This is a genomic window from Pseudomonas sp. GW821-FHT01A09 (assembly GCF_058986725.1).
Genome location: NZ_JBYSWB010000040.1, coordinates 16668 through 28735, shown reverse-complemented (window position 1 = coordinate 28735; position 12068 = coordinate 16668). Strand labels below are relative to the sequence as shown.

The 12068-nt window shown below is 63.0% G+C and carries 9 protein-coding genes; 1 reads left to right on the top strand and 8 read right to left on the bottom strand.

Translation table 11 applies throughout. The features are described 5' to 3' along the window. Window positions 1-24 precede the first annotated feature (24 nt). The 3 genes from gspF to AC3WJP_RS27215 all read right to left on the bottom strand — a co-directional run bounded on the left by gspF (window position 25) and on the right by AC3WJP_RS27215 (window position 3223). Window positions 25-1224, bottom strand: coding sequence for a type II secretion system inner membrane protein GspF (gspF, locus tag AC3WJP_RS27225; protein WP_493724258.1), 1200 nt, complete (start codon window positions 1222-1224; stop codon window positions 25-27). A 1-nt stretch (window position 1225) separates the two neighbouring features. Further along, window positions 1226-2944 (bottom strand): type II secretion system ATPase GspE, encoded by a 1719-nt coding sequence (gspE, locus tag AC3WJP_RS27220; RefSeq protein WP_493724257.1) that lies wholly within the window; start codon window positions 2942-2944, stop codon window positions 1226-1228. A 63-nt stretch (window positions 2945-3007) separates the two neighbouring features. After that, the gene (locus AC3WJP_RS27215) at window positions 3008-3223 is read right to left on the bottom strand and encodes a hypothetical protein (protein WP_493724256.1); all 216 of its coding nucleotides are present in this window, start codon (window positions 3221-3223) and stop codon (window positions 3008-3010) included. A 466-nt stretch (window positions 3224-3689) separates the two neighbouring features. On the opposite strand from AC3WJP_RS27215, the gene AC3WJP_RS27210 reads away from it, so the two are divergent. After that, entirely contained in the window at window positions 3690-6422 is a 2733-nt protein-coding gene (locus AC3WJP_RS27210) for a beta-glucosidase (RefSeq protein WP_493724255.1), read from the top strand. Between the two features lie 160 nt (window positions 6423-6582). On the opposite strand, the gene AC3WJP_RS27205 is transcribed toward AC3WJP_RS27210, so the two are convergent. From AC3WJP_RS27205 to AC3WJP_RS27185, 5 genes are all read right to left on the bottom strand, one after another. Then, a complete protein-coding gene (locus tag AC3WJP_RS27205) occupies window positions 6583-7221 on the bottom strand; it encodes a TetR/AcrR family transcriptional regulator (RefSeq protein WP_493724254.1) in 639 nt (212 codons plus the stop codon). A gap of 82 nt (window positions 7222-7303) precedes the next feature. Then, complete coding sequence (locus AC3WJP_RS27200; protein ID WP_493724253.1) at window positions 7304-8665, bottom strand: OprD family porin; 1362 nt, start codon at window positions 8663-8665, stop codon at window positions 7304-7306. A 149-nt stretch (window positions 8666-8814) separates the two neighbouring features. Continuing rightward, on the bottom strand, window positions 8815-10545 hold the full coding sequence (locus tag AC3WJP_RS27195; RefSeq protein ID WP_493724252.1) for an FAD-dependent oxidoreductase: 1731 nt from the start codon (window positions 10543-10545) through the stop codon (window positions 8815-8817). A 16-nt stretch (window positions 10546-10561) separates the two neighbouring features. After that, window positions 10562-11269: an NIPSNAP family protein gene (locus AC3WJP_RS27190; protein WP_493724251.1), complete on the bottom strand. Its 708-nt coding sequence runs from the start codon at window positions 11267-11269 to the stop codon at window positions 10562-10564. A gap of 13 nt (window positions 11270-11282) precedes the next feature. Beyond that, on the bottom strand, window positions 11283-12065 hold the full coding sequence (locus tag AC3WJP_RS27185; protein ID WP_493724250.1) for an SDR family NAD(P)-dependent oxidoreductase: 783 nt from the start codon (window positions 12063-12065) through the stop codon (window positions 11283-11285). Window positions 12066-12068 lie beyond the last annotated feature (3 nt).

The following is a 12068-nucleotide window of genomic DNA, read 5'->3' as shown; positions in this document are numbered from 1 at the left end:
GTTGAAACGAGACATGGAAAATCCTCAGATATTACTGGTAAGGCTCATCAGCGGCAGCATGATGGCGAGCATGATCACCGCCACCATCACCGCCATGACCACGGTCAGGGTGGGCACCAGCGCGGCGAGCATCCGGTCGATACCACGCTTGGCTTCTACATCGAACACGTCCGCGACCTTGAGCAGCATCGCGTCGAGGTTGCCGGCCTGCTCGCCGACCTCGATCATTTGCACAGCCAGTTCCGGCAGCAGCGGTTGCTCGCCAAAGGCGCTGGCCAATGTACCGCCGCCCTTGACCCACTCGCCGGCCTGCTCGACCTGCTGGACGATGGCGCGGTTGCCACAGACCTGCCGCACGATCAGCAGCGCCTGCAGCAAGGCCACACCGTTGCTCAACAAAGTGCCCAGGGTCCGCGCCAGACGCGCCGCTTCGATGCGCTGCAGCAACGGGCCGATGACGCGAACGGCTAACAGCCGCCGATCGAAACGCAGGCGCCGAGCCGGATCGCGACGCCGCCAGGCGATACCCCAGATCAACAGGATCAACCCGGCCAGGATCAACAAGCCGTCATCGCTGAGCACCTGTCCGACCCGCAGGATCACCTCGGTAATCAACGGAATCGGCACGCCCAGATCGCGAAAGATCGGCACGAACTGCGGCACCACATAGGCCAGCAGCAAGGCCAGCGAACCCAGCACGCCGACCACCAGGAAGATCGGATAGATCAGCGCGTTAATGACTTCACCGCGCAACGTCTCGCTGCGCTCCAGGTACTCGGAGAGCTGGCGCAAGGTGCTTTCCAACGAGCCGCCGGCTTCACCGGCGCGCAACATGCTGATGTACAGGGTCGAGAACTGCCCGCCCTCTTCTTCCAGCGCCTGGGACAGCGGCTTGCCTGCCTTGACCTGCTCGCGCACCCGCTCCAGCAGGGCGCGGCGCTTGGGCTCGGTGCTCTGCTTGAGAAGGATGCCGAGGGATTTTTCCAGCGGCTGGCCGGCGCCCAACAAGGTCGCCAGCTGCTGAGTGAAACTCACCAGCGCCGCGCCACTCAGAGCACTGCGTCGGCGCCCCAGGCCACTGGCACCGGCGCTGGCCTGAATGCTCAAGACCATCAGCCCGCGCTTTTGCAGGAGCGCCACGGCCGCCGGTTGATCGGTAGCGCTGATCGCCCCGCGCTGGCTGGCGCCCTCACTGTCGACGGCGTGGTAGTTGAAGTCGGCCATATCAATCGCCACGCGTTACGCGCAGCACCTCTTCCAGCGAGGTGATACCGGCCACCGCCTGGCGCAGACCCTCTTCGTACAAGGTCCGCAAACCACCGCGGCGGGCAGCCTGTTCGAGAGTCGCGGCGTCGGCCTGGCGCATCAGCAGCCCACGCAGTTCTTCACTCATCACCAGCAATTCGGTGATGGCGCTGCGACCGTGATAACCGCCACCGATGGCTTCGGTGTCGGGCCGATAAAGGATGATCGGGCGCTGTTCGGTAAAGCGGTCGAGGCCATGGGCGGCGACCAGTTCCGGCGGCGCCTCGAAGGCGATACGGGTTTCGGGATCCAGGCGTCGCACCAGGCGCTGAGCGAGGATGCCCTTGACCGTCGAGGCAATCAGGTAGCTTTCCACGCCCATGTCCAGCAGCCGCGTGATACTCGCCGCGGCGCTGTTGGTGTGCAGGGTGGAGAGCACCAGGTGACCGGTCAGTGACGACTGAATGGCGATGCGGCAGGTCTCGAGGTCGCGCATCTCGCCGATCATGATCACGTCCGGGTCCTGACGCACGATGGAGCGCAGCGCCCCGGCGAAGTCCAGGCCGATGGAGGGTTTGACCTGAATCTGGTTGATGCCTTCGAGCTGGTATTCCACCGGGTCTTCGACGGTGATGATCTTGCGTTCGGCGGTGTTGAGTTGCGACAGCGCGGTGTACAGCGTGGTGGTCTTGCCCGAGCCGGTAGGCCCGGTCACCAGCAGGATGCCGTGGGGGTTGCGCAGCACCTCGAGGAAGCCTTCGAGGCGCTCGCCGTCCATGCCCAGGCTCTGGAAATCGAAGCTGACAGTCTGGCGATCGAGCAAACGCATCACCACCGACTCGCCGAAACTGGTCGGCACCGTCGACACCCGCAGGTCGAGGGACTTGCCCTGGATGCGCAGCATGATGCGGCCATCCTGCGGCAAACGCCGCTCGGCGATATCGAGTCGGGCCATGATCTTCAAGCGCGAGATGACCGCTGCCGCCGAACTCGACGGCGGCGCCTCCGCTTCATGCAGTACGCCGTCGATGCGGTAGCGCACCTTGAGCTGGCTTTCGAAGGGCTCGACGTGGATGTCCGAAGCGCGCTGTTCCACCGCACGCTGCAGGATCAGGTTGACCAGGCGAATCACCGGCGCCTCGGACGCCAGGTCCTTGAGGTGCTCGATGTCCTCCTTGGCGCCGCCCTCCTCGTCGAGGGTCTCGATCAGCGAGCCCATCGCCGAGCGGCCCTGGCCAAAGTAGCGCTCGATCAAGGCTTCCACTTCATTGGCCGCGCCCACCGACAGGTACACCGGCATCTGGCAGGCATAGGCCACCGCCTCGATGGCGTAGCGATTGGCCGGGTTGGCCACCAGGACATGCAGGCCATCACGCTCCGGGCCCAGGGGCACCACGCGGTGATGACGCAAAAAGCGCTCGCTCAGCGCCGGCAGCGACTCGAGCACGGGGGGTGCATCGGCCGCCAGCAGCAAGGGCGCTGGCAGGCAAGCGGCCCAGGCCTCGGCCAGGGACATTTCCGAGACCAGCCCCAGCCGCGTCAGCAGGCCAAGCAGTTCATTGCTGGCCGAGTCCTGCTCCAGACGCCGCGCACGCTCCAGGTCCACCGGCTTCAGACCACCATGGGCGAGCAGCCACTGGCAGATCTGCGCGTCGGCAGGCAACGGCGCGTGCACGGCATCGATGGGGGACAAGGACATGAAATGGACTTCTGCAGATAAATAAAAAGGCGCCTTTGCAGACGCCCCGATACAGCCACCCTTTTATTTAGTAGTGGTGGTTTGCGTATTGATCGGGCGACCGCCCTTGATGGTTTTCTGCGCCTGTTTCTTTTCAGCCTTGGCGTCGTGAGTCTGCGTCATGACCGTGGAATCGGACGTACCCGAAGCGCTGGTTGAATTGGCGGAATCATCGGCCAATGCCATACCTGCAACGACCATCGACAACACTGCCGACCCTGCGATAAGTGGCCACTTCATATAAATCAACTCCCGTTCAAAGTTATGACAAATCAATATTTCTAAAATACTGCCAATTAGCCATCACCGCCGACATAAAGCCTAGAAACCCAATAAAACCGGGGGTGACGTCGATTTTACTAAACCAACAGACCTGTAGGTTTAGCTTAGGTTCACATCCTGACACAAAAAAATTACATTTTTAAATCCACGCATTTTTGGTGTTGACACAATTTGAAAAACACCCTCTTAATTTAAATGAAAGTGGATACATGGCCAGCGGCTTGAAGGCAAGTTGCCAGCATTTACACTTTTATTTCAAACAATTCCCCGGTTCATCGCACGGCGATAGCCATGCCCGCTGCTGCCTGTTTGTTCCTTGCCCAATCGAGACGGGAGGGGCCGAGACTTGCCGCCAGCAAGGCATTGCGCTAGTTGCCTGCGACATAAGAGCGCGGGGCAAGATCGGCAGTTGGAGTAATCACAGATGCGCAATCGAACACTTCTTGGGGCCAAATCGGCACTGGCACTACTGGGCCTGGCAATCGCGCAAGTGCATGCCGCCGACACCACGACGCAGACCCAGCTTGAAGCCAAAGAGCAACGTGCCGACAAAGCCGCCGCCGCCACCGTGGCGAAGATGAGCATGGAAGAGAAGCTGGCCTACATCGGCGGTATTGGTGGTTGGGACGTCAAGCCGCTGAGCGCCTATGGCGTGCCGCAGATCCACGGCGCCGACGGCGGTGCCGGGGTGCGCTACACCAGTGAAGGCAACGCCCAGGGTGTGGTCTACCCTTCCGGCCCGAACATCGCCGCCACCTGGAACCCGCGTCGTGCCATCGATTTCGGTCGCGCATTGGGCTACGACACCGCGTCCGGCGGCTACCAGTTCATCACTGGCCCCGGCATGAACCTCTACCGCACTCCGTACGGCGGCCGCGCGTTCGAATACCTGTCCGGTGAAGATCCGTTCCTCGGTGCCAGCATGGGCACCGCCGCGATCAACGGTATCCAGTCCCGTCGCGTCTGGGCCGAAGCCAAGCACTTCGCCGCCAACGATCAGGAAACCAACCGCTTCATCCTCGACGAAAAGATCCCCGAGCGCGTGCTGCGCGAGATGACCCTGCCGAGCTTCGAGTCCGCCTCCAAGAACGGCCTGGTGGCGATGATGATGTGCTCGTTCCAGAAAGTGAACGGCGAGTACGCCTGTGAGAACTCGCACCTGATCGCCCAGATCCTGAAGAAGGAATGGGGCTACAAGGGCTTCATCCAGAGCGACTACAACGCGGTGGTCGATGGCCTCCCCGCTGCCCAGGCCGGTACCGACCTGGACATGATGGGCTACCAGATGAACAGCACCATCCTCAAGCCGTATCTGGACAGCGGCGAGCTCAAGGCCGCGACCATCGACGACAAGGTGCGCCGCATCCTGCGCGCGATCTACCTGTACCAGTTCGACAAGTTCGCGCCGCTGACCACCCACAACATGAACAGCGCCACCAGCAACAAGGTCGCCCTGAACGTCGCTCGCGAAGGCATCGTGCTGCTCAAGAACGACCGCAATGTGCTGCCGCTGGACAAATCCAAGGTCAAGAAAATCGCCGTGGTCGGCAACCTGGCCAAGTACGCGCCGCCCACCGGTTTCGGCAGCGCCAACGTCATGGCCAGCCACTACATCAGCGAGCTGAGCGGCCTGACCCAGACGGCGCCGAATGCCAAGGTCGAATTCATCGACGGCCTGTCGCTGGATCCAAGCGCTTCGGTATGGTCGTCCAAGGACAGCAAAGGCAACACCGTTGCCGGCCTGAAGACCGAATACTTCACCAACGCCAACTGGTCGGGTGATGCCGCTGCCACGCAGATCAGCGATCACGTCGATCTGGACTGGTCGACCGACAGCCTGCCGGTCAACGGCGACACCGCCAACACCTCGATCCGCTATAGCGGTACCGTGACCCCGACCGTCAGCGGCGATCAGGTGTTCAAGGTACGTGCCGACGGCGCTGTGCGCCTGTGGGTCAATGGCCAGGAAATCGTCAACAACGGCGATGGCGAACACTTGCCGACCAACAGCATCCCACCGACCATCCCGTCGTTCGGCAAGGTGCACCTGGAAGCCGGCAAGGCCTACGACATCAAGCTCGAATACTCGCGTCGCGATGGCTACATTTCGACCATGGGTGGCCTGGTCGGCGTGCAGCTGTCCTGGGCTTCGCTGGCAGCGCCGCAAGACCTGTCCAAGTACGACGCGGTGGTGGTTGCGGTCGGCAACAGCAACGAATACGAAGGTGAAGGTTTCGACCACGGCTTCGACCTGCCGGAATACCAGAGCGAGCTGATCCAGAGCATCGCCAAGGTCAACAAGAACACCGTGGTGACCGTCCACGGCGGTACCGGCCTGAAGATGGCGGACTGGATCGACCAGGTCCCGGCTGCGTTGCACGCCTTCTACCCTGGCCAGAACGGTGGTCAGGCGCTGGCCGAGATCCTCTTCGGCAAGGTCAACCCGTCGGCCAAGCTGCCGATCAGTATCGAACGCAACATCGAAGACAACCCGCTGTACGCCGATTTCCCGAACTACGACAACAACCTGTCGCTCAAGGAAACCAGCTACAAGGACGACCTGTTCCTGGGCTACCGCGGTTACGAGAAGAAGGGCACCAAGCCGCTCTTCCCGTTCGGTTATGGCCTGTCGTACACCACCTTCGGCTACAACAACATCAGCGTGACCCCTGGTGTGGCCGTGGGCAATACGCCGATCAAGGTGTCGTTCGACCTGACCAACACCGGCAAGGTCGCCGGCTCCGAAGTCGCCGAGCTGTATGTCGGCCAGGCACACCCGAAAGTCGCGCGGGCACTCAAAGAGCTCAAGGGCTACAAGAAGGTCTTCCTGCAGCCGGGTGAGACGCGCCATGTGACCATCGAGCTAAACGATCGCTCGCTGGCTTACTTCGATGTCGACAGCAAGCAGTGGGTCATCGACGCCGATACCTTCAACATCTCGCTGGGTGCTTCGTCGCAGGACATTCGTCTGCAAGGCAAGGTGGTCAATCAGTTCCGTCAAGACCTGTCGACCACCACCAGCAACCCGCTGCCACGCTCGGCGCTGAACTCCACCAAGGTCACTGTGACGACGGTGAAGACTGGCGGCGTGGGTCATCAAGAGACCAGTGATGACACCGGTAGCAGCGACGGTGATTACGGTTCGACTGATTACTAAGCACTGAAGGCTCCTGCGGGTTCACACCCGCAGGATGTTCGCTCTGTGGCGAGGGGGCTTGCTCCCGATAGGCCGGACCTGCCATGCGCTGCGTGTCAGTGCCGCCCTATCGGGAGCAAGCCCCCTCACTACAGAGTTGCCTCACACTGGCGGTGCATCATCAAGTCGGCCGCCGAATCGCCTGATCGACCTGCTCGATATAGGCATCGAACCGCTTCTCCAGATCGACCTGCTCGGGAAACCGCAGCCATTGCAACTGCAGCCCGTCCATCATCGCCAGTATCTGCTGGGTGATGGCCTGCAGATCGACATCCTCGCGTACCTCCCCTCGCTCCATCAATTCGCGCAAATGCCCGCCCAGGCGGCCATAGATATCCTGATAGCGCGCTTGATACCACTCCCAGGCCGGATGCCCCTCCACCAGGCTCTCGGCATTGAGAATACTGAACGCCCGCACTACCCCCGGCGCCCCGCAGTTGGAACGGTTGATCGCCCGCAGGCTGCCGAACAGGCCATCCAGGCTGCCGTCGTTGCGCACTTCGTCGGCAATGCGCCGGTTGACCTCGTCACGGCGATCCAGCACGCCCATCAGCAACGCGATCTTGTTGGGAAAATGATGCAGCACACCGGCCACGCTGATACCCACGCGCTCGGCGATGCGGGCGATGGAGGCACCGCTGTAGCCCTCGAGGGAAAACAGCTGCAGGGCGGCGTCGAGCAGTTCTTCACGGCGCTTTTCACCCTTGGGGGCGCGGCGTTGGCGCGGCTCGGAAGCCGGCGCGTCGGGCGATCGGGTCATGGCACAGTCCATTGAAATGATGCCCGCTACCGTAAACAGATTGCCGCCGCGCTGCAAATTCAGGCGACCGGGCCACCTTGCGCTAGAAGATGTTGATGGGGTAATCGATGATCAAACGCACCTCGTTGATATCGGCATAGCGATAGCCGGTACTCGCGCGGTGCGTGGCCTGGCGCAGCCGAAACGACAGGTCTTTGGCCTTGCCGGACTGCACCACGTAGCGGGCCTCGATATCGCGCTCCCAGTGCCGGACGTCGCTGCCCTCGGGGTAGCGGTAGCGCGCGGTGTAGTAGGTGTTGTCGCTATGTGCGTTACCGATGTTGTCGCCACGTACGTAGCGGGTCATGAAGGTCAGGCCGGGGACGCCGAAGGTGCTCATGTCGAGGTCGTAGCGCAGTTGCCACGAACGCTCGTTGGCTTCAGTGAAGGTGGCGTACTGCACGGCGTTGGCTAGCGCCACACCGCCGCCCATGGTGCCGAACCCGGGCCAGTCCATGGGTTCGTCGCCATCGACCTGTTGATAGGCCAATGTGAACGTCTGCGCCCTGACCTTGTAGGCAGCCGACAACGACCAGGTGGTGTTGTCGATGGTGCTCGCCAAGCGCTTGCCGGTGTCGGTGGTACGGTAAAGGTTCGCGTCGAAGGTCAGCGACTGCGCCCGCCCTAGAGGCATGCGGTAGTTGAGGTTGCTGTAGTACTGGTGCCAGGTGTCCTTGAGGTCCGAGCCATAGAGGCTCAGGCTCAGACGGTCGGTGGGTTTCCACACCCCACCCAGGTAATCGATGGACCGAATGCTGATGGGCAAGCCGTAGTCCAGCGCCAGGGCATCGTCGTTATTGCTCGAATCGACGCTGCCTTTAGCGGTGAAATGCCCGGCATCCAGATGCAAGCCGCGAACTTCATCGGAGGCCAGCATGAAACCGGTGGCCGAACTGGGGAACAAGCGCACTTGGTTGACCCAGAATACCGGTACCGCCGGGAACAGGTTGCCGTACTTGAGTTCGGTGCGCGAGACCCGCACCTTGAACGCGCCACCGGTCTTGGAGTAGCTGTCCGCGGGCTCGCCGTCGTCATGCAGGGGCAGCAGGCGGATACCGGCGCGCCCGCCTCCGCTGTCGAGCTTGATCGCGGTGTAGCTGTACGCATCGATGCCCAAACCTACCGTGCCCTGGGTGTAGCCCGAGGTGTAGTTGAGCATGAGGCCCTGAACCCACTCTTCGGAATAGTCGCTGCGCTCGCCTCGCGGCTTGTAAGGGTTGCGCCCGACACCGCTGACGCCTCCGTGCTCGTAGTCCCGGCGGAAATAGAAATCACGATTGAGCAAATCCAGCCGAGCGTCGTCGAGAAACCCCTTGGCGTCTGCCTGATCGGTGACCGCAAAGGCGTAATCGACACAGGCCAAGGGGGCTGCCAACAGGCAGACAAGGGCGTGGTTGAGTTTCATGGGTAGCTCACTTGTTGTTGTTTTTGTTTGAAGTTGAAAGCACACAGGCGCCCACGGCCGCGGTGCGCGCCACGCGGGCGAGCACCACTGACAAGGGTTGAGACGCTTGACGGGCGGCCCTAGCCGCTGCGGTCGCCAGCCGCTGCACTTCAGGGCAAGGCGCTACTCGGCTGGGCCGCGCTCGGCGACATCCGCGGCGCGCGGGCCGAATTGGCCATGTGCATGGCCGCGACATAGCCGAACGTCAGGCCCGGGCCCAAGGTAATGCCGGGGCCGGGGTACTGGCCGCCCATGATCGAATTCATGTCATTGCCGGCGGCATACAGCCCGGCCATGGCCCGGCCCTCGGCATCCAACACCCGCGCCTGGGCGTCGGTGAGTAGGCCGCATGCCGTGCCGATGTCGCCCGGCACCACCTCCACGGCATAGAACGGCCCTTTGACAATCGGGGCCAGACACGGATTGGGTCCATGGGCCGGGTCGCCGAGGTACTGGTTGTAAGCACTCTGGCCCTTGCCGAAATCGGGGTCTTCACCGCGCTCGGCAAACCCGTTGTAGCGGCTGACGCTGGCCTGCAGCCCGACGGCATCGATGCCCAACGCCAGGCCCAGCGCCTGAATGCTGTGGGCGCTCACCAGGTAGCGATTGTCGAGGAAGCGTCGCAGCGATCCTGCCTGGGGGCGCACCATGCCCAAGCCATAGCGCTGCAGGAACTCGCTGTCGCAGATGAGCCAGGCCGGCACCGCCCCGCTTTTGTGCTGCGCTTCGCCACAGGCGTGGTAGGAATCGGCCTCGTTGACGAAACGTTGCCCCGCCTTGTTGACCATGATTACCCCAGGCTTGTAGCGATCAAGCATCAGGTGCGGAAATCGCGCGGTGCTGCCGTCCGGTCGCTTCATCAGCGACACCGGCGAGTAGAAGGCATTGTTGCGGTTGCGCCCATGGCCGGTCTGCGCGCCCAGGGCCATGGCCAGGTTGATGCCGTCGCCGGTATTGGCTTCGTTGCCGGCCGACCATTGACCGGTGGGATGGGGCAACCAATGCTCGCGCATCTTCAGATTGCCGGGGAAGCCGCCAGTGGCCAGCAACACGCCGCGCCGGGCGATCACCCGTACCGGCTGGCCGGCGTGGTCCACCACGGCGCCGACCACCTGGCCCTGCTCCACCAGCAACTCGCGAGCCGCAGCGTTGCGCCAAAGGGTCACATGCAGATCCAGCAGGCTCTTATAGAGCCGCCCGGCCAAGGCATTGCCCAGCACCAGACGGGTGCCGCGCGAGTACCCACGCAGGCGATCAGCGGCAAACCGGGTCAGCAGCTTCAGCGCGTGGCGCATCCCGCAGATCGAGCGCTTGGCCTTGAGCAGCAGGTCGATGTCGCTCTTGTTGACCATCATGCCACCGAACGCGAGAAACTCCGGCCAGGGCGCGCGCAGGTATTCGAAGTGCCGACCCAGCAGGCGACCGTCGAACTCCAGCGGATCGAGCGCGCGCCCCCCGCGCCCGGCTCCTTCGAGCTCCGACAGGTAATCCGGCGAATACCAGCGCCCGGAAAATTTCACCTCGGTGTGCTGCTCCAGAAACCTCAGCATCGCCGGGCCCTGCTCGAGAAACGCTTCACGCAGGGCCTTGGGCGCAGCATCGCCGACCACCTGATCGAGGTAGCTGTGCACCGCTTCCAGGCTATCCTTGACTCCCAGCGCCTTGCCTTGATGATTCAACGGTACCCAGGTACCGCCCCCGGACAGCGCCGTGGTGCCACCAAAACGGTCGGTCTTTTCCACCAGCAGCACGTCCAGACCCTGCACCTTGGCCACGGCCGCCGCGCACATGCCAGCGGCGCCACTGCCAACGATCAGCACATCGACTTCATGGGTTTTCACAGCGTGGCCCTCCCGGTTACTGACCAAAGCCCAGAGATCGATCGACCGCAGCGTACGGCGTGGGACGCAACAGCCAGGTATCGGCGCGCCCCAACAGGCTGCGGCCCAAGGTCTGGCGTTGCGCGGCGTGGGCCTGCTGGATGCGTGGATCGTTCCAATAAGCCTGCCAACCGGCCTCGCGCGCAGCAAAGTCGGGCCACGACAGCAGGGTGACCAGCCCAGGCATATGCTGGCCGGCGACCAGGTTGAAACTGCCCAGCAGGCTGGCGCCCTGCGCGTTGAGCACCGGCAGCGAGGTCTGTGCCACGTAGGCATGGGCCGCTTGCGGCTGGCCGTTGGCGATCGGCTGGACGATCAGTTCATGCAAGGCGCCGACCTGCACGGCCGGCCCGTTCTGGCGATGTTCGAGCCACGCCGGCGATGGCGTCAGCAAGGAAATATCGTAGTGCTGCACGAGTTCGCTGCCGGCGTTGGTCTCGGCGCGCAATGCCCACCAATCAGGGTCGGCGTAAAAACCGCTCCAGTTGTTCTCGCGCTCGCTGTTGTCCCTCCAGGCCATCAGATAGATGAACAGCGGCGTGCCGCGCCCGGCGATGGCGTGCCAACGGCCGACCACGCGGATGCCATGTTTGTCCAATAGCTTCGGCAAGCCATCGCGCATACGCGCGTCGAGGTCGTGCATGCGGCCGGGTTCGACATGGTAGTAACGCAGTTCGTATTGCATGGGATGCTCCTGTTCAGAGGCGGGCCGAGGCCACGTAGTTGCCGACGCTCCAACCGCCATCGACGGTGAGGGTATGGCCGTTGATGAAGCCGGCCTGATCGCCGCACAAAAAGTAGATCGCATTGGCCACGTCCAGCGGCGTGCCGATGCGATGGAACGGCGTCGTATCGATCATCACCGCTTTGAAACGCGCATCGGTGCGGATGCGCTCGGCAGTCAAGGGGGTCTCGATGATGCCGGGGGCGATCGCATTGACGCGAATGCCCTGAGGGCCGCAGTCCACCGCCATCTGCCGGGTCAAGCCGACCAGAGCTGCCTTGGTGGCGGCATACGGCGCCACATTGGGGTGGCCGATCAGGCCGAAGATGGAGGCCAGGTTGACGATGCAACCGCGCCCGGGCTTGAGGTGCGGCAGCGCCTCACGGGAATAGCGGAACACGCTGCGCAGGTTGATATCGGTGTAGCGATCCCATTCCTCGTCGCTGGTGTCCGCCGCGCTCTTCGCCTTGCCGATGCCAGCGTTGTTGATCAACCAGTCCAGGCCCCCGAAGGTTTTCACGGCGAGGCTGACCGCTTGCTTCGGCGCGTCCTGCGCGGTGACGTCCTGTACCTGCAGCGCGAACAGCTCGGGGCGGCCGCTGAGGTCGCGGGTCTGCTCGAGCGATTGGCGGTCCAGATCAGTAATGACCACCCGCACGCCCTGCTCGGCGAAACGCAGTGCCGTGGCGCGGCCCAAGCCTTGGCCGGCACCGGTGATGAGCGCCACGGGCGCGGTTGCAATCTTGTCTTCAAGCATCTC